The following is a 19,697-nucleotide window of genomic DNA, read 5'->3' on the forward strand; positions in this document are numbered from 1 at the left end:
TCGCAATTATTTTTCCACATTTTTATTGTACGGAATTTTTCCATAGCGACGCCCTCTAAAGCCCCCACAGAGATATTTCAAAAAGGTATTATTTGTGATAATATAATAATTAATTGGATAAATCATAAATAAAGGGAGTGTTCTAATGATAAAGGAAAATAATATTGAATATATGAGAAAAAGTATAGTCGAATATATTAAAGATTACTCTAGTAAAAAAGCATTGCTAATAACAGGAGAATGGGGAATTGGTAAAACATATTCAATTAAGAAAATCTTAATTGATAATCCCCCAAAAGAGTATATTTCAGATTATGGAAGACCAATAATGCTTTCATTGTTTGGAATAGATAATATAGAAATATTGGATAAATCTTTAAGTATGAATAATATATCATTAAATTACGATTTAAAAACAGAAGAAAAATTAAAATTTTTATCAGATGGAATTAATAAAACATTTAACACTATTAAAAAATTATCAAACAAAAAAATTTTAAAAAATTTTGATTTCAATATTGATTTAAGTAGTATAGCAAGTTTTATAAAATATGATAAATCGATTATTATTCTAGATGATTTAGAGAGATGTAATATAGATTTAAAGGAACTATTTGGTTTTATAAATAATCTAGTAGAGAATAAAAGTTGTAGGGTCATAGTAATAGCAAATAAAGAAAAAATTGAGAATAAAGAATATTTTGAAAATCATAAAGAAAAAGTATTTGAAATTGAATTGGAATTTAAAAATAATTTTGATATAGTATGTTCTGAGATTATAAATAATTTTTCTAATGGAAAAAATGGAATTATAAGTTTCTTAAATAATAGAATAGATCTTATAAAGCAAATATTTGATATTAATAATTCTAAAAACTTTAGAATTTTAGAATTTGCTATACATGTATATGGCAAAATCTTTGAAATAATAGACGAGATATCTATAAAAAATATTTCTAATAATTATTCTACTGAAAAACTAGAGGAAAAGAAATATTATTTAAAAGAGGATGTTTTAAAATATACAATTGATGCAGCTATAAAAATAAAAACAAATTATAAATATCTATATGAATCGAATAGAGAATCTTTTATAGATGAAGGTGGTATACAAGAATATAGATATGCAATAGGACAAAATAATATATATTGTGATAATAAATATTATTTTGTTGATAAATATATTAAAACTTATCTTATAGATGAATATAGTATAAAAGAAAAATTAATAAATATGATAAAAAATCACGATAGTAGAATGGAATTTGAAAAAAATAGACCAGGCAAATTAGGTTTATTTGAAGTATTAGAGGATGATGAATTAAAAAAAGTTCTAAAAGTACTGGAAGAAAATTTATCTAAAAATACTAATATAGATATTGATATTTATGGCATGATAATAGCTGATTTAGATAGATTACTAGAAGAAGGATATCCATTAGATGTAAACAAGTATTATACTCTATTTGAGGAAAATATAAAAAAGATTAAAAATGATATAGAGAATGGTAAATTTAATAAAAAAAGAATACTTATAAATGTAGGAATAGAATTGGAAGATGACAAATTAAAAGAATTATATGATTCTATAGTAAATTTAAATAAAATTATTGAGCGGAGAAGAGTGTCTATAGATTCTATGCTTAATAAGATTGATTTATCTAATGAAGAAATAAGATATATAGAATTGTATAAAGTTTATTTATCTGAGCACTCTTCTGAAGAGATTGTTCAAAAGATACTTAAATCAAGTAATATGCAGGTTTTTAACTTTATTTGCAATTTAAAAAAAGTATTTCCAGTTGGAGATGTTCAAGGTAATCAAGCATATGCAATTTTAAATATAAAAAATGTGTATGAAAAGGATAAAGAAATTTTAGAAGAGATAAAGTATTTATTAAAAAAAGAAATTGATAAGAAGGATACAAATATAAAAATTATAAACATAAGGAATTTGATAAAAGCTATTGATGCTATTCTAGAAGAATATAATAAAAGCATATAATTTTGATATTAAAGAATATATAAAAAATAGACCTGTTTAAGCAAGTCTATTTTTTATTGTAATTTATTGATTTATTATATACCTAATTCTTTATGAAAATATTTTAAAGTTGAGAATTTATATTTATTTCTAAACTTATTTTTCCCCATTTTCTTTATACCAGAGATATGATTTTTATAATCATCTATATAGTCGTTGATTTCAGTTGCTATTGTAACTATATTTTTTACCAATATTGAATTCTCATCATAATCTATCTTTGAAACCTCTCCAATATAATTTGAATCTTCTATGATTAATATTTTAGAGTAGTCAATTCCAGATGTTCCAAATTTATTTCTTTTGCAACCTTCAAATTTAAATGAATTTTCATGTTTGATATTTGTCCTAAATGGAGCTGCAACAAAACAATTATATCTAATTTCAAATAATATAAAATTATATGGTCTACCTTTTTTAACTTCTATTTCAGGATATTCTTTTTTATTATATTTTTCAAAGAAACTATCATTTAATTTTCTAATTTCATAATCAAAGACTGTTTTAGACATATGCATTCTCCCAATATATTTTTGCAAAATAAAAGGTGCTAAAATATTAGCACCTTTGTTTGCTTGTGTCATCACTTCGGTCACTATTTTATATTAACTTCGTGTCAGAACCGTCACACGACATCTTCGCTTGAGTCACTATTTTATATTAACTTCGTGTCAGAACTCTCACACGACATCTTTTATGACACATTTTCTATATACTTATAATAGCATTATTTTTAGTTTTTTTCAAGTGTTTACAAGCAGTAATTAGATTTATTAATAAACTTACATTCTACTAATTTTAAAATATTAGGAAATTAGTGTTTTTTATAATATAAAATTTAATAGTAAATACTTATTTGTTTTATTCTACAGAACGTATGTTTTTTGAAAAATTATTGACAAAAATAGACTTACAAAAGCAAGTCTATTTTTGTATTTTTTTGTGGCAAAATGGAGGAGGCTACGCCTAAAAAAAGGCGAGGGAATTATCCCCTCGCCTTGTATGTAAATATGTTATTTACTTTTTATTATTTGTTTGATATGTTGAATAATCCAGCTATTGTTTCTAATAATGTTCTATTAGCACCTTCACCAACCTGAGCTACTATTCCCTTAGTTGCTGGTACAGCTGTAGCCATATCTATATTTAATAAGTTATTTTTCTGTTCATCTGTTATACCTGATGTTCCAAGTACTATTGGAGCTTTTATTTTTACAGCGTAGTTAGCTGCTGATAATGCATCTACTAATTCAGATTTTTTAGCTACACCATCTTTTACAAGTACTATACCTTCAGCATCTGTACTAGAAGCTGAGTAGTATTCTTTTATAACAGCCGCATTTGTAGCCTGTCTATTTTTACCAGATATTCTGTAAGCCGCATTTGTTTTAGCAAGAGCTTTATTTACTTTTTCTTCTGATTCTTTAGAGAATACACTTTCTCCACCTATTATTCTTACTGTATCTGTTGAAGCTTCATCTTCTAGGTAAGATAATGCATCAGAAGATATTGTATTTGTTTTAGATACTATTATTGGAGCTTTTTTATCAGCTGCTACTGCTGATATTGACATAGCATCGGCTTCACCATTTCCACCTACAACAAATGTAGTAGTAGAAGCTGGCATTTTTTCAGCAACTTTTACAGAAGTTTCTTCTCTATTATCTCCACCTATTCTTTTTACTGAGAATCCCATATCTTCTAATTCAGATACTACTTCATCTGATAATACAGCATAACCACCTATTAAAGTTACAGTTACTTTATTTAAATTTTTAGCTGCTATTTCAGAAGATAATTCTTTTAAGTAATCTTTTGTTGCTGCTGGTAATGAATCTACCTGTGATAATAATATTGGAGCTGCCTGTTTACCAGTACCATTAACTGTTGCTGCATATGGAGCTGCTGCTAATCCGTCTACTAGTGCTTCACCATTTACTAATACTATATTATTAGTTTTATTTGTATCTGCTGCATCTGCTAATACTGTTCCAGCTGCTTTTGATACGTTAACAGCCGTTTCATATCTATTTGCTCCAGCTACTATACCAACATTGAAAGTACCTTTCTGTAATAATTTATGTAAAGATTTTAATTCATTTTCATTTGTTGATCTAACAGTTATAGTTTTGTAAACTTCTGACTGTTTATCTCCTGTTACTTTTTTGTATGTAACTGTAAATTTATAATATCCATTTGCATCAACAGTACCTGTAGTTTTTGCTAACTGAACTAAAGCATTTGTTGGACTTTCTATTTCTTCTTCGGCTTTATCTGCTGCATTTTTAAGGTCAGCTAATATTTCAGTACCTCTTGCTGTTAATGCAAATCCATCATATAAATCTGATGCATTTAATGTTTCATCTTCATTTTTATCAGCAACTACTTTGTAAGTAGCACTTAATGTTTTATCATTAACTTTTTTAGATTTATTGTATGCAGTAACTTTTTTACCAAAATGATCGAATTTCTGTATCTGAGAAACATCTGTTGTATCTATTAAGTTTCCATCTTTATCATAAGCTAACTGGAAATCTAATTTTTCATCTCCATTTTTTAATGCTATAGTTTTTTCTGTATTATTTTCATCTAAAGCATTAAGAGTTATAATAACACCATCTTTATCGTTGTTTACAGCTATACTTTTTACTAATTTACTTAAAGCATTACTAGTCTGTTTTCCTTTTAATTTAGCTTCATTTTCGAAAGCTGTAGCTACAGCACTAACATTTACTAATTCTGCTGTTGTATATTTGGCAACTGTTGAATCTGTTACAGTTATAGGAGAACCTACTATTATTTCTCCACCGAATTTTTCAGCAGTTCTTTTATAAACTTTTATAGATTCACCTGGATTTAAACCATTTATTAAAGTAACTGCAGCATCAACTTTATATTCTGCAGGATCTTCAACACCATTAGTTCCAACTTTTGCAACTCCATAAACTGATATTTTATCAGCTTTTGCGTTGAATATTTCTTTAGCTAAATCTAAAGATACAAATTTAGCATCATCAGTTGCAGGTATAGCAACACCATCAGCTATTACATCAGCTATTAAAGCTCTATTTGAAGAAACCATTTCTGTTTCCATTAATGTTTTAACTTCGTTTGCTAATAATTTTTTCTGACTTACTGTATATTCTTTTGCAGTTGTTTCTGCTGCTAATACTGGTGCTACTGAAGTTGCTAGCATTGCTCCAGCCATTACTACTGATAATTTTTTCTTATTCATTATCTCTTTACCTCCGTTTATCTTTTTTCTTTTTTACACTCTTTTTTTATTTCTTAATTAGAAAAAAGAAATCTAAGATAAAAAAGACAAACTTCGGATTGGAAAGTTTTACAAGTTTTAATTTATCTTACAGATAATTTTTATTTGTAAATAAGATTTATTTAAATTCTTATTCAAGAAATTTTAGGAAGTTTCTAAAAAGATAAGTTCTCTTTTCTTCTGTTATCTTATGGCTTTTCTTTCACTTACTCTTTCTTATTCTTTCCTTTTCCTTCGTTTTCCTTTTTTATTCTTTTCTTCTCTTTTTTTCTCTATTCTCTTGCTCTTTTTTCGCAATTATTTTTCCACATTTTTATTGTACGGAATTTTTCCATAGCGACGCCCCCCCTAAGCCCCCCGACGCAAACTCAAAAGTATAGATACCGTTTAACTTAATTTAAAGCAACTCTAAATTAAAACGATACAATTTAATTATCTGAATATAGATAAATTAAAAAATAAGTAAAGATTTTTTATTGTAAATGAAATATACTTGAACTTTTCTTGAAATTTGATATAATAAAATATATAATATTTGAAATAAATCAAAAATGGTGAAAGGTGTTGACAATCAAGATGAAAGTTTGGGAAAATCTACAGACAGACAGACAGACAGACAGACAGACAGACAGACAGACAGACAGACAGACACTATAAGTATGCCTTTTTTGATGAAAAATTTAATAAAATTGATAATAGAGGACACAGAAATACCCAAAAACTAAATGGGAAACTGTGTCCTTTTTATTATATATTAAAATGATTATAAACCAATCTATATAACCCAGGAGGATAATATGAAAAAGAAATTAGCTACAGTAATGGCTGCCACTATGGCAGTTAGTGGAAGTGTTGTTTCAGTAAGTGCTGCAACAACAGAAGAACAGCTAGTTGGTTCAAATAGAACTGATACAGCAGTAAAGATAAGTAAAGAGGGATGGACAAAAGCAGAAACTGTAATACTTGTAAATGATGCAGCAATCCCAGATGCATTAACAGCAACTCCTCTTGCATACGCTAAAAATGCACCAATACTTTTAACTGGTAAAGGTGGATTAACTAAAGCAACTGCAAATGAAATAAAAAGATTAGGCGCAAAAGATGTAATAATGATAGGTGGAGATGCAGTTCTTACATCTAAAGTAGAAGAAGATCTTAAAGCATTAAATGTTAAAACTGATAGAATAAAAGGAGCTTCTAGAGAAGAAACAGCTCTTGCAATAGCTAAAAGACTTGATGGAGTAAAAGACGTATCTGAAATAGCAGTAGTAAATGGTGTGACTGGACTTGCAGATGCAGTATCTGTTGCAGCTGCAGCAGCTGAAAAAGGTATGCCAATACTTCTTGCTAATCCAAAATCAGGATTATCAGTAGTTGAAAAATTCATAAAAGATGAAGCGATAAAATCTTCATTCATAATAGGTGGAGATAAAGCAGTTTCTAATGAAATAGCTAAAAACCTACCAGGAAAACAGAGAATAGAAGGTGCTAATAGAAACGATACTAATGCAAAAGTTATAGAAACTTTCTATGCTGATAAAAACTTAGACAATCTATACTTAGCAAAAGACGGTATGGAAAATTCAGGTCAGTTAATAGATGCATTAGCAGTTGGTGCACTTGCATCTAAAAACGGAGCTCCAGTGTTAATAGCTTCTAAAAAATTAAATGCAAACCAGGTAAATGTAGTAAATACTAAGAAAATAGCTACAATAACTCAGGTTGGTGGAAAAGGTAACGAAGGTGCATTCAGCCAGCTTAAAGAAATAGAAAAAGCAGAAGTGATAAAAGTTAAAAATGAAGCAGAACTTCAGGAAGCATTAAAGAAAGCAAATGCTAACGATGTTATAGAAATAGATGCAAACGCAACTATATCTAAAGACGTGACTTTATCAACAAACAATGCAATAGAAATAAATGTAAAAGGTGATTTAACAGGAAAAGTTACAGTTAAAACTCCAAATGCAGATATCAAAAACAGCGGAACTATAGGAACTTTAGTTGTTGAAAATGGTAAAAACACAACAGTTACTAATACTTCAGCTGGTAAGATAGACAAAGTAGAAGTTAGCTCAAGCTCAGAAAATGTTAAGGTAGAAAACAACGGTACTATAACAGAAGTTAAGAATGATGGAGAAGGTACAAAAGTAGATAATGAAGGTACTATATCTAAACCAATAACTGGTACAGAAACTCCAAACGTTGAAGGAAATAAACCAGGTGGATCTACTGGTGGCGGTGGTTCTTCATCAGGTGGTGGAAGTTCAGCACCAACTTATACAACAGGAGCTACAGTAGATGGAAAACATTATGCCACAGTAGCAGAAGCAGTAACAGAAGCTAATAAAAAAGAAAATTCAACTGTAAAAATATATGGAACAAATGAATTAAATTCACAGTTAGTTATAAGTAAGAGTATGACTATAGTAGGTGAAAATAACGCTACTATAAAACCATCTAGTACATTTGCAGCTAATGGAGATTATAAAGACAATTTACTAACAATAACAGCTAATGATGTAAGTGTATCTGGAATAACTATAGAATATTCTAAAGGAAATGGATTAACAGCATATAAAGTTAATGGTGTTAAATTAAATAATATAACAGTAAAAAATAGTTCAAAAGGTGGAATAATAATAAATCGTTCTACTGTAGAAGCAGAAAATATAAAAACATCTAAAAATGCTTGGTATGGAATAAATGTAGATAAAAAAGATGCTAATACTACAAAATTCACATTAAGTGGAACAGGAACAAAATTAGAAGAACCAATACAGATATTTGCAGAAAAGGTTGAAACAACTAATGATGAATTAGTAGATTGGAAAGACAACGCTGTTCATAAATATTTAGAAATAGCTAAAAAAGAAAAAGAAGAAGTATATTATGAAAAAGGATATATATACTCAAATAGAGTAAAAGAAGAATTTAAAGAAGGTGCTGTAGTTAAATCAGCAACTAAAGAAGTACAGGTAATAGGTAAATACTATAAAGATGTAAAAAAAGCTATAACTGATTCTACAAAGGAATCAACTGTAGAAATATATGGAGGGTATACTATTCCAGCAGGTGAAACAGTAGAGGTTAAAGGATCTGTTACTGGAACTATAAAAGGAACAGATAGTACTTCTAAATTAATAATAGGTAAAGATGGATCATATGGAAACCTTGCAGAAGGTGTATATATATGGAATAATTCTAGTTGGACAAAAATAAATGATGGTATAACAAAAGGTGATGAACTAGTTAATGATGGTGGAAAACTATCAACATCATTCATCTGGAGTTCATCAGAAAATATAGGAATAAATTTAGTAGAAAATGATGAAAAAACAAATGGTTTAAGTTATTACAAAGATGGTGCATATTTAAGACTACAGGTTAAAAAAGGTGATACTGTGGTACCATTTAATGCAGTATTTATAACAGCAGATAATCATACAGAACAGTCAAAATGTGGTGTAGCATTAAAAACTACAACAATAAAAGGGACTAAAGTTGGAACTCCTAAATATAATGACTTAGATGGTTCTAACAGAGAAATAGCAGATTGGAAAGGAGAAGAAAAAAATGGAAAAACTCCTGGAACAAAGCTTGATGATAGAGTAAAAGAAAAATATATATTCTATGGAGTAAGACAGGATAGCGCAAAAGGAACAAGAACTGTAGGATTTGCAGCTGGAGATGTAAGAGAAATAGAATTAGTATTAAATCCATTATCAAATTTAGATAATGGAACATATACAGTTACTATACAGTTAATGCAGCAGAATGATTCAGAAGCAGATAAAGTAATAGGAAATCCTATAACTTATAGCTTTACAAAAAAATAAATAAACTCTAAAACGCAAATATTTTTTCACAAAATATGCTGTCGTATAGATGTCTAACAGACATCTTACGGCAGCTTTTTATTATTCAAAATACTACCTTATTAGAAATAAATGGATTGTAATAAAAAAGACGAGGAGTAAAATCCTCATCTTTAATCATTTTGGTCACTATTTTATATTAATTTCGTGTCAGAACCGTCACACGACATCTTCACTTGAGTCACTATTTTATATTAACTTCGTGTCAGAACTCTCAAACGACATCTTTTATATATCTATATATAACATTATTTTTAGATTTTTTCAAGGATATATAAAATGTAGAGAAAAGAATTTTTTCTTGCAAAAAGTAGGTCAAAAAAGTAATATAGCCAAGAACGTATGTTTTTTTGTCTAAAAATAGCACTTATCATAAATAAAGTGAATTTTTACAAATATATGCTATACTATCCTTAAAGGAGTGAGAAATATGCTAAAAAAATTCGAGATAGAAGGATTTAAAAGTTTTGAAAATAAATTTACTCTAGACTTAGCAAAAGCTAACAACTATGATTCTAATAGAGAAACAGTAGATAATAGTATTACAAGGGTATACTCAATATTTGGCAAAAATGGTTCAGGAAAGAGCAATCTTGGACTAGCACTTTTGGATGCGATGAATCACTTAACAGATGGTAGAGAAAAAACTTCAATAGCAATAAATCCATATCTAAATTTAGATAGAAATGATTTTGCTGAGTTTACATATTATTTTTCTTTTGAAAATGATGATATTATTTATAATTATAGGAAAGCAGCTGTAGATGAGTTGATTTATGAAAGAGTTTATATAAATGGCAATATAGCGATTGAGTACGATTATATAGAGAAAAAGGGATGTTGTAATTTGAAGTGTGCCGAAAATCTAAAGCTAGATTTGAAGGGGCGAGGTCTTTCAATTACAAAATATGTTAGAAATAATTCGGTACTAGATGATAATGAGGAGAATGGAGCTTTTAAGAAGTTTTACAATTATATTGAAAATATGATTTTAATCAATTCTTTTGATTTAAATAGATGTTTTGGATGTGAATGTAGAGGAGAGTTAATAGAAAGTTATATAGTTAAGAGTGGCAAGTTAAAGGATTTTGAATATTTTTTACAAAGTTTAGATATAAAATGCAACTTAGAATCAGTTAATTTAGATGGAAGAGAGATTATTTTGAATAAGTTTAAAAAAGGATCAATGAGATTTTTTGAAACTGCTCCGGTAGGAATGAGAAGTCTTGCATTGATTTATTATTGTCTAGTGAGTGATATTGATGAGAGTATGATTTTTGTAGATGGTTTAGATGTGTATGATTGTGAGTTAGCAGAGAAGATTGTGAGAGAGATGGTTAAGAGGAAGCCTAGTTCTCAGATTATATTTACTTCTCATAATACTAATCTTATGACTAATGAGTTGTTGTGTGATAGGCTTCTTTGGGTGTGAGTAGAGGATATGATATTAGAGTATAAATATTCAAACTTTAAATCAATAAAAGACGAGGTTCTTTTTTTAGAATCTCAACTAAAAACTTGCGCTTTGTTTGAAAATATTATATGATGTAAATAGCATCTAATAAGATGACGAGTGACTGTTCTGACTCGTAGGTAAAATAAAAAGTGACAGAAGGATGATGTTGTGTGAGAGCAAAGACACAACGGTAAAATAAAAAGTGGCTCGTTGAAGATGCTAAAAACTAAATAAGACATCAATACCCCCACAGACTTAAGTGTCCAGTTTGATTCCGAGGAATCCCTGAGTGGGGGTTCTTTTATGCCCATTTTTAGATAAAGAACATATGTTTTTTGTCTTTAATTAATAACTTATAAAAATGATATAATAAACATAAAATCAAATAGAGGAGGAAAATATTATGAAAGAGCTAGTAAGAATAATTTCTATAAACATAAACGGTATAAAAAATGTATGTCATGGAGCGATAAAAATAAATACTATAAAAGAAATAGAATCAGAAGAGTTTAAAGACAATAGTTCTATACTTGGTATTTATGGACAAAATGGTTCTGGAAAATCTGCCGTTATTGATGCTACACATATTTTAAAATATTTAATAAAATGGGAGAAACTACCAGATGATATTGATAGTTTGATTAATTTTGGATCTAAGGATGCAATGTTAGAATATAGTTTTTATGTAAAGTCTGATGAGTTTGAGGGAATAATAGATTATAAGTTTGAAATTGTTAAATCTGAGGAGAATGGATATGTAGTGGATTATGAAAAGTTATCTATTAAAAAACTAAATGAAGGAAAATGGAGTAGAAAGAGCACTTTATTTGAGATAAGAAATGGTGAGATTACGTATTCAAAGATTAAGAATATGCTTTCTAAGGAAACTAGAATGTTTTTACGAGTTTGGTATGATAATAAAGCTGGAAAATCGTTAATTTTTGCAAAAAAATTAAATGATAAAGTTAAAGATGAGATTTTAGAAAAAGGGGAATGGGAGTTTCCTTTTGTGGTAGATGTTTTGAAAAAGTTTGCTATTAACAATTTAAAGATTATAGGAAATGGTGAAGCAAGTATATTTAAACGTGATATACCTGGAAGATGTATTATCAGACAAAGTAATTTTGATGAATTTAAAAGAGCTGTTGAACAACTTGGAAATGTTATAGAGTCTATTATTCCTTCTATGAAAATAGATATTTCTATTAAAGATGAAAAGCTTTTGGATAATGGAGAAAAGCGGATGATAATAGAATTTATGAGCGTTAAAGAAGGTTATAGTATTCCGCTTATATATGAATCAAAAGGCATTAAGAGAATAGTTCCTATTATTCATTATTTTATTAAATTGTATAATAATGAGTCAATGTGTTTAATGGTGGATGATTTAGATTTAGGTATTAATGAGTATTTGTTTGGCGAGTTGGTTAAGATTTTTGATACTTCAGCTAAGGGTCAGCTTATTTTCACAGCAAATAATTTTAGAGCATTAGAGATGATGTCTTATAAGAATTTTGCTTTTACTACTACGAATCCAGATAATAAGTATATTAGATTGCATGGAGTAGGAGAGGATAATCCACGTGATTTTTATTATTCTTCTATTTTGCTTGGTGGACAAGAAGAGGAACTATACGATGAAACGAGAAATTATAGAATAGAGAGAGCCTTTAGGATGTATAGAAATAATAAATAAAAAACCTTTATAACTGTTTTTATATTCATCTTTTTCTTATATAATATAACTATGTGAAAGTTTTTAGAGAAAGGAAAGTAAACAATGAGAAATTTTAAAAGAATAGTTGCATTAGCGAGTGTGTTCACTTTAGCTACTGTTACAAATATATTTGCAGCTACAGGAGCAAAGCCAACTCCAAAGGTAAGTTTTGGTGAAGTTGCTTTAGGGATTGGTGTAGGTTTATTTGTCGCATATGGTATGAAAGCATTTAGAAATAGAAACAAGCCTAAAGGACCAGCGATGTATAATAATGGAGCTAAGGTACCACCTATGCAGACTAAGAAAAAGAAGAAAAAGAAGAAGAAAAAATAAATGTTTTAGCAAGGGTGATTAGTTTGAAGGTTAAGAATGACGATATAGAGAAGAAAAATATTGAGCAAGAGATTCAATTAGAGAAAATTGCTAAGATTGTAGAGGACAATATACATTTTGTGGATGAGGATATGCCAGTGTACGATGGGTATGATGTTCCAGAGCCTAATGAAGATGCATATATTAATGAAGAAAGTAGAAAGGATACAAGTCCTAAGCAGAAAAAAGAGAGCAAGAGAGAGAAGAAAGTTGAGCTAAGTAGGGAAGAGAGTTCTACTGAGCAGACTGTTATTAATAGGGGAGAGAAGGAGCAGCCACAAGCTAGAGAGGTTGTTACAGGAGATCCTTTAAAGAGAAGGTACACTACTGTCGAACTTATTATGGGAGTTGCTGTGATTGCTATTATTTGTTCATCTGGGATTGGTGTTTTAGGTGAGATGCCTGCATTTTTAGCTTTTTCTAAGTGGAATGGGATAAGTTTTGGAGATTTAGGACTTCCACTATTGTTGGCTTCTGTTTGTTTTATGATTCCAACAGAGGTTGAGCTAGATGTGAAGAGAAAGAAGAGTTTCAAGGAGATTTGTATCAAGAAGGTCAAGGTAGGTATTATATTATTTGTAATCGGGATATTGATAAATTTAATTGGAGCTTGGAATTTTAATAGTTTTAGGATTATGGGCATTTTACAGATGATAGCTGTTGTGTATATGCTTGGATCTCTTTTATATGTTTTGTTTAGGAGATTTAATTTTAAGAGTTCTGTTATCGCTGTGTTTTTAACTGCGATAGGCGTTGTAGGTCTAGCAGGGTATTATTTTGCGAGTGCTAATTTTGGAGATACTGCAAAGACTTGTCTTGCGTATTTTGTGGATTCTAAGGTTATGCCAGGGCATATTGGAGATTTTGAGCGATACGGAATTATGTCTACTATTTCTGCTTTGTGTGGAGGTTGCTTGGCTATGGCAGCGGGCAGTTTTCTATGCAATAGGAGAGTGGAGAATAGGGATAAGAGCAACAAGATTCTAATTATGGGGATGTTTTTTGTAATCATTGCCCTTTTAATGGAAAGAAATTGTCCATATAATGCAAGCGTAATGTCGCCTTCTTTTGTAATGATTGTATTAGGTGGATATTGCGTTGCTTTTGCAGCATTATTTGGAATATTTGACTTGAACAGGAGCAAAGCTTCTAATCTAATATCACGTCCATTTGTAGTCATGGGAGCTAGTCCGGTATTTGTTATTGGACTTAATGAATTTATAAAAAACACGTTGTTTAAAATAAATGTGTATTCTGTAGCTATGGGAACTGGACTAAAACTAGACGAATGGATAGTAATAGACACACTCTCTGAAATATTTGGTGACACAACAAGAATGATTGCATTCCTAGTGATGTATCTGTTATTGATATTTGTATTGATGCTATACCTATACGCAAAAAGAATATATATAAGATTTAAATAAAATTTACCTATTCTATTGTTAATATACGAAGCATAGTAGATATAGACAAACTTCTCTCCAGCTTCGACGCGTGATTAAGAAATAGTTTTGTTTTTGTTAAAATATGCGTCTGCAGATTGTCGAGTGTGTTTTGTCTATATACTACTATGCTACATATTATCAATATTCTTGGTAAATTTTTGATTTTTACGGAGAGTTAAAAAGAAAGTAAAATTATAACAATTTAAATAAAAAGCTGCCTAAAATTTTACTAACTTCTCCGATTTGTTTAAATTCAATTTTATAGGGAGAATAACTAACTTGGTGGATTGAAGTTCATAGACAAAACTCTCTCGACAATCTGGAGACGTGAGGAATTTTTGCAACAGAACTATTTAATTGTACACACGTCGAAGCTGGAGAGGAGTTTGTCTATGACTTCAATCCCCGAGAGTTATTAACCTATAAACTTAGTTCTTTTATTGTTTTTGCGAAGGTTTCTTTTTCGAAGCTCGATGCCTGTATGTATAGTTTTTCCGATGCTCTTGTCATCGCAACATAAAGCAGCTTTCTATTTAATATATCCTGAGTATTGTCCTCAACAGAAGTGAATTTTTCTGTATCAGTCAAGAACACAATCTTGGCTTCAAGCCCTTTAGAAGAGAAGTATGTAGAATAGTTTATCAATCCACTTTCCTTGATACCCTCACTTTCAAATATTCCTTTTAATTTTGTCTTTTGTCTATTTTCATGACAAAGTACTAATATATCTTCTGGTTTTACACCTTCATTTATCAGTTTGTTTATTTCACGAGCGATGTCTGAGTACATTCCTTCAATGAATTTTATCTGTCCATCAGCACCAGCGCTGTCTAGGCTTAGTGTGCTGTCAGCCTCGTCTTTGTAGAATGTTTCAACTTCTTCTTTAAGTTTTTCGTCTAATCTTAGGAAGTCTAGGGCAAGTATTACGTTAGATTTTCCTGATCTGTAAGATGTTTTTAGAAGTTTTGATCTACCCTGCATGTTAAGAGAGAAGTCTTTTTGCCAGTTTACAGGCTTTGAGTTGTATATGCTCTGAAGTCTGTCACCTGACATGAATAGGTTTATTGCTTCGACTTCTTTTCCTTCAGAGTTTTTATACGTGAATGTTTTGCACGCTTTTATGCAGCTTTTTATCCATGTTGTTCTGAAGTCCTGGTATTCGTCTATTAATACAGCGTCGAATCTAGGTGTCATTGCATCTAGGCAAGCCTGTGGAAGTGTTTCATTCCACCATTCTTGAGATTGGTTTCTTCCAGCTTTTAGTTTACTTACATCCATAGCCAGTTTGTGATATGTTGTGACAGTTATTTGACCTTTGATGTCTAGTCTATTTTCAAAGATTCCTTCATTATATAGGTTGTCAAATTTTTCTGCCATATCAGATAGTGTGGCTTCTATGTTTTCTTGTAGTGATTTGTTGTATGTTAGTATTCTTATGTTCCAATCTGGATGTTCTTTTAGTAGGTGGATTGCTCTTGCTATTAGGATGACGGTTTTTCCACTTCCTGGTACACCAGTTAGCAGGTAGTGACCATAAGGAAGTCTTCTCGCAAAGCTTTCCTGTTCGTAGTCTAGAGCAGCCATTATTTTTTCTATTGATTCGTCGTCTTTTACTTTTATTTTTGATTCTGGGAATAACGCACCTCTTAGTCCAAGGACTGCATTTTCGTCTAGCTCTAATTCTTCATCAGAGAATAAATCGTCGATAGTTAGTCCTCTTATTTTGTCAGACATCACAACATTTACTGTTCTGTCTTTTAGTTTTGCCTGTAGGTCGTTATCTTTTGTAGATTTTGTATCTAGGTTAGTGAAGATTAGGTTGGCAAATATTGCGTCGTCTATTTCTTCAAATGAATCATCTGAGTCATTTATAGTTATTGTTTTTATTTTTTTGTAGTATTTTTTTGTTTGAGCTACAGGATTTTCACATTCTCTGTCTTTTAGTACGACTTTGTTCTTTTCAAAGCTTCTTATATATGCAGCAGTCCAGTCTTTTACTTCTATTATAGATAGTCCACGTTTTGGATCTATTATTATGAAGTCTGGTTTTAGTGAGAATTTTTCTAGATTTGGCTGAACGTATAGATATGCTATGTAATCACAGTCGCTGTATAGAGCTTGGATTTTTCTAAGAATTTTGCTTTCTCCAGGTGTAAGCTCTGTTGAATAGTTTCTTATTATTCTAAGTCTACTCATTAATTTTCCTCCGTTGTGTTTTATTTTGTATGCAATATTATAATTATAGGATAAGTTTTGAAATTTTAAAATATTAAATGTATAATTTATTAAAAAAATGGATAGAATAGGTTATTTTTTCTAAGGTTTTTATTTTTTTTGAAAAAAATTTAAAAAAAGTGTTGCATAAGTTTTGAATCTGTAGTATTATATATCTTGTCGAAGGGAGAGAGCTTCCTAAGAAAAAAGAATATTGGGGATTCGCCAAGCGGTAAGGCACATGACTCTGACTCCTGTATGCATAGGTTCGAATCCTATATCCCCAGCCAGTTTAAGATACTCTATCCTAGGATAGAGTATTTTTTAGTTAGTAAATAAAACCATAATACCAGTATTAAAACACTTATCGAAAAGATGCCTCACAATCTGTGGGGCATCTTTTTTTGCGTTTGAGCAGGTATAACTATGTATTTGCTCTCCATGCAATAGAGTTGCTAGAAAATAATGATTAAAATATTTAATGATAAAATGGTAAACGATAATTAAAAATGGTTTTAAGGTATAAAGAAGTTCGTGTGAAGTTTTAAATGAAAATCAGATAAAAATAATTTATTATTATGGATATATAAAAATAAATAATGATTACTTATTAGTGTTAGCATAGTTGATAGCGTTTTTTATATGAATTTCAATTATGAATAGAGTGTGAAGATATTTGAGAATAAGTTATCAAGAAAACTATAGTATTTTAACTATAAAAGAGAAAAATATATTATTTTAATAACTGTTAATAAAGATTCGTTTTAATAATAGAAAGAAATGTACTTGTTATTATTTCTCAGTTGATATAAACTTGGGGTGTGGAAGAAAACAGCACATATTTTTATGGTGCCGAGAATAGAAATAAGAAGAGATGTAACAAATTATAAAACGAAAATGGAGGTAATGATAATGAATAAGAAAAAATTATCAGTAGTAATGGCAGGAGCGATGCTAGCTACAACTGTTGCACCAATAATGGCTGCAACAACTACGGATGCATCAGCTAATGAGCTAGGACTATTAATAGGAAAAGTTAGAGATATATTAGAATCAAAAAAATTCTCTAGTAACACAACAAGAAATACAGTAAGTGGTACTGATTTATCAGGACAGTCTGTATACTATTTAAAAATAAACGGAGAAGAAGCTAAAGCTGTATCAACAGCTACTGTTAAAGGTGGAATGGATCTTCAGAAAGCATTACAGGCAGCTTTAGGAAGTTTAAAACCAGGAGCAACTGTAGAAATATGGTCAAGAGGTTATGTTACTGAAGGTAGTGGAGAAAATGAAAAAGTATTCGCTACTCAGTTAAAAACAACTTACGCTGAAACAGATATGAAAACTGGTGGAGATATATCAACTGATTTAACAAAAGGTTTAAATGGAAATACTCATATATTAAATGGAGAAGTTGGTACAGCTGTAACAGCAGTTCCTAATCAGTCAGTTACAATAGCTTTAAATAGTGATTCACTTGTATCTGGAGATAAAATAGTTTTAAAACCAGGAAGTGCAATATTAGACTTCACTAAATATATAGATGCTTCAGGAAATATAAATCCAATAGATGGTACTCATCCTTCAGATGCAAAAGATTTTGCTGGATTCCCAGTTAAAACACAGGCTGAATTAGAAAAAGCACCTACATATGTAGATATAGCAGATTCATTAGATCAGACTATAAATATAACTGGAACAGCTCCAAATACATTTAAAACATCAGATTTATTCAATGGTGTAATGTTAACAGAAGAAGGTCACGATTTATTAACTAAAATAGAAGAAGTGGCACCTGTTACTAAAGCATCTGTAATAACTGAAACACCAAATGTAATAAGCGAAGGACAGTCAAAAGTTGTATCAAATCCAGAATCATCTACAGGATCAGCAGCTCAGGGACAGGCTGGTAAAGATGGAAGTAAAACTCCAGCACCTAAGACTAAAGAAGAGGGTGCTCAGGATCATGGTGAAAAAGAAGTTATTAAAAATATAGATGCACCATCTAAGAAAGCATCTGCAGCAACTGGTACTGTTGCATATACTACAGTAGAAGGAAATAGACCAATAAGTACAGGTAAATACAATTTATCAAAATCAAGTGATGGTACTTACGGATTTAATATAGAATTAACTAATACATCAACTAATACAACTACTAACTATGTTGTAAAAGGTGAAAACAAAAAAGATACTGAAACTTTATTAAACTGGTTATTCACTCAGGATCCAAAAGTGGATATACTTGCAGGTAAAGATAGATATGAAACAGCTGTTAAAGTAGCTGAAGAATATATAATGAATCAGCCATTCAGTAGTAAAAACCCTAATGTAGTTATAGTTAATGGTAATTCATTAGTAGATGGACTTTCAGCATCACCATTAGCAGCAAAATTAAAAGCTCCAATGCTATTAAGTAAAACTGATGAAGTTCCAAAAGCTACATTAGATTACTTAAAGAAATTATCAGAAAATACAACAATAAGCAACTTAAAGAATATAACAATAAACTTAGTTGGTGGTAAAGGTGTATTATCTGATAATGTTGAAAAACAGTTAAAAGATTTAGGATACACAGTTAAGAGATATGGCGGAGAAAATAGAGAAGCTACATCTATGAAAGTTGCAAATGCAATAGGTAATAAAAATAATGCATTCGTAGTAGGTGCAAATGGTGAAGCAGATGCTATGTCAATAGCTTCAGTTGCGTCAAGTACAAAAATGTCTCAGACTAACAACGCTATAGCTCCAATAATAGTATCTAATTTCAAAGGTTTATCAAGTAATGCTTTAGATTTCTTAGATAACGCTAAAACAGTTACTGTTTTAGGTGGAGAAGCTGTTGTTTCTAATGAAGAATTCGACGCTATAAAAGAAGCTGTTCCTACAACTGCTAAAGTTAATAGAATAGCTGGTGCAAATAGACAGGAAACTAATGCAAAAGTTATAAGCACATACTACGCAGGAAACTTCGGTGATGGATCTGATGTTTTAGTAGCAAAAGACGGACAGAGAAATAAAATGGAATTAGTTGATGCTTTAACAGTATCTAACTTAGCAGCATTAAAGAATGCTCCAATAGTACTTGCTACAGATAAATTAGATAAAGCACAGATAAATACATTAGAATTAAATGCTAAACAGGCAAAAGCTCTTTACCAGGTAGGTAATGGGGTTAACCTTGATGTTGTAAAAACATTAGCTAATTTATTAGGACTTCAGTAATAGTATACAATTTGGTATAAGCTAAAATGTATTAAATTGATTTCAAAAGTATAAAGTATTTAAGTATATTTA

General features: G+C 29.9%; 11 protein-coding genes and 1 tRNA gene. 9 read left to right on the forward strand and 3 right to left on the reverse strand.

Going from position 1 to position 19,697, the window contains the following annotated elements; genetic code table 11:
- The first annotated feature begins 145 nt into the window (after positions 1-145).
- Positions 146-2,005, forward strand: coding sequence for a P-loop NTPase fold protein (locus KGNDJEFE_RS03600; protein ID WP_006439862.1), 1,860 nt, complete (start codon positions 146-148; stop codon positions 2,003-2,005).
- Between the two features lie 74 nt (positions 2,006-2,079).
- Here KGNDJEFE_RS03600 and tenpIN read toward each other — a convergent pair whose 3' ends face one another.
- On the reverse strand, positions 2,080-2,556 hold the full coding sequence (tenpIN, locus tag KGNDJEFE_RS03605; RefSeq protein WP_040410380.1) for a type III toxin-antitoxin system TenpIN family toxin: 477 nt from the start codon (positions 2,554-2,556) through the stop codon (positions 2,080-2,082).
- 515 nt (positions 2,557-3,071) lie between these two features.
- A complete protein-coding gene (locus KGNDJEFE_RS03610; protein ID WP_006439864.1) occupies positions 3,072-5,279 on the reverse strand; it encodes a cell wall-binding repeat-containing protein in 2,208 nt (735 codons plus the stop codon).
- 590 nt (positions 5,280-5,869) lie between these two features.
- Here KGNDJEFE_RS03610 and KGNDJEFE_RS11700 point away from each other — a divergent pair.
- The 6 genes from KGNDJEFE_RS11700 to KGNDJEFE_RS03635 all read left to right on the forward strand — a co-directional run bounded on the left by KGNDJEFE_RS11700 (position 5,870) and on the right by KGNDJEFE_RS03635 (position 14,165).
- Positions 5,870-6,043, forward strand: a complete 174-nt coding sequence (locus tag KGNDJEFE_RS11700; protein WP_170239652.1) for a hypothetical protein — start codon at positions 5,870-5,872, stop codon at positions 6,041-6,043.
- 72 nt (positions 6,044-6,115) lie between these two features.
- A complete protein-coding gene (locus KGNDJEFE_RS03615) occupies positions 6,116-9,154 on the forward strand; it encodes a cell wall-binding repeat-containing protein (RefSeq protein WP_006439866.1) in 3,039 nt (1,012 codons plus the stop codon).
- Between the two features lie 469 nt (positions 9,155-9,623).
- Positions 9,624-10,625 carry an AAA family ATPase gene (locus tag KGNDJEFE_RS03620; RefSeq protein WP_006439867.1) on the forward strand — a complete coding sequence of 334 codons (1,002 nt, stop codon included), beginning with the start codon at positions 9,624-9,626 and terminating at the stop codon, positions 10,623-10,625.
- 427 nt (positions 10,626-11,052) lie between these two features.
- On the forward strand, positions 11,053-12,345 hold the full coding sequence (locus KGNDJEFE_RS03625; RefSeq protein ID WP_006439868.1) for an ATP-binding protein: 1,293 nt from the start codon (positions 11,053-11,055) through the stop codon (positions 12,343-12,345).
- An 84-nt stretch (positions 12,346-12,429) separates the two neighbouring features.
- Positions 12,430-12,699, forward strand: a complete 270-nt coding sequence (locus KGNDJEFE_RS03630) for a hypothetical protein (RefSeq protein ID WP_006439869.1) — start codon at positions 12,430-12,432, stop codon at positions 12,697-12,699.
- Between the two features lie 23 nt (positions 12,700-12,722).
- On the forward strand, positions 12,723-14,165 hold the full coding sequence (locus KGNDJEFE_RS03635) for an acyltransferase family protein (protein ID WP_040410381.1): 1,443 nt from the start codon (positions 12,723-12,725) through the stop codon (positions 14,163-14,165).
- Positions 14,166-14,606: 441 nt separating this feature from the next.
- On the opposite strand, the gene KGNDJEFE_RS03640 is transcribed toward KGNDJEFE_RS03635, so the two are convergent.
- Positions 14,607-16,382 (reverse strand): UvrD-helicase domain-containing protein, encoded by a 1,776-nt coding sequence (locus KGNDJEFE_RS03640; RefSeq protein ID WP_006439871.1) that lies wholly within the window; start codon positions 16,380-16,382, stop codon positions 14,607-14,609.
- A 233-nt stretch (positions 16,383-16,615) separates the two neighbouring features.
- Here KGNDJEFE_RS03640 and KGNDJEFE_RS03645 point away from each other — a divergent pair.
- Together KGNDJEFE_RS03645 and KGNDJEFE_RS03650 are read left to right on the forward strand one after the other, a co-directional pair.
- Positions 16,616-16,690: transfer RNA gene (locus KGNDJEFE_RS03645), tRNA-Gln, on the forward strand.
- A gap of 622 nt (positions 16,691-17,312) precedes the next feature.
- Positions 17,313-19,625 carry a cell wall-binding repeat-containing protein gene (locus tag KGNDJEFE_RS03650; RefSeq protein WP_050754651.1) on the forward strand — a complete coding sequence of 771 codons (2,313 nt, stop codon included), beginning with the start codon at positions 17,313-17,315 and terminating at the stop codon, positions 19,623-19,625.
- Positions 19,626-19,697: the final 72 nt, after the last annotated feature.

The organism is Peptacetobacter hiranonis (assembly GCF_008151785.1).
Classification (GTDB): Bacteria; Bacillota; Clostridia; order Peptostreptococcales; family Peptostreptococcaceae; genus Peptacetobacter; species Peptacetobacter hiranonis.

What these genes read in the sequence shown, in the direction of transcription:
- KGNDJEFE_RS03640 (WP_006439871.1), bottom strand. Translation starts at nt 16,382, where the DNA reads ATGAGTAGACTTAGAATAATAAGAAACTATTCAACAGAGCTTACACCT.
- KGNDJEFE_RS03615 (WP_006439866.1), top strand. Translation starts at nt 6,116, where the DNA reads ATGAAAAAGAAATTAGCTACAGTAATGGCTGCCACTATGGCAGTTAGT.
- KGNDJEFE_RS03625 (WP_006439868.1), top strand. Translation starts at nt 11,053, where the DNA reads ATGAAAGAGCTAGTAAGAATAATTTCTATAAACATAAACGGTATAAAA.
- KGNDJEFE_RS11700 (WP_170239652.1), top strand. Translation starts at nt 5,870, where the DNA reads ATGGTGAAAGGTGTTGACAATCAAGATGAAAGTTTGGGAAAATCTACA.
- KGNDJEFE_RS03600 (WP_006439862.1), top strand. Translation starts at nt 146, where the DNA reads ATGATAAAGGAAAATAATATTGAATATATGAGAAAAAGTATAGTCGAA.
- KGNDJEFE_RS03610 (WP_006439864.1), bottom strand. Translation starts at nt 5,279, where the DNA reads ATGAATAAGAAAAAATTATCAGTAGTAATGGCTGGAGCAATGCTAGCA.
- tenpIN (WP_040410380.1), bottom strand. Translation starts at nt 2,556, where the DNA reads ATGTCTAAAACAGTCTTTGATTATGAAATTAGAAAATTAAATGATAGT.
- KGNDJEFE_RS03630 (WP_006439869.1), top strand. Translation starts at nt 12,430, where the DNA reads ATGAGAAATTTTAAAAGAATAGTTGCATTAGCGAGTGTGTTCACTTTA.
- KGNDJEFE_RS03620 (WP_006439867.1), top strand. Translation starts at nt 9,624, where the DNA reads ATGCTAAAAAAATTCGAGATAGAAGGATTTAAAAGTTTTGAAAATAAA.
- KGNDJEFE_RS03650 (WP_050754651.1), top strand. Translation starts at nt 17,313, where the DNA reads ATGAATAAGAAAAAATTATCAGTAGTAATGGCAGGAGCGATGCTAGCT.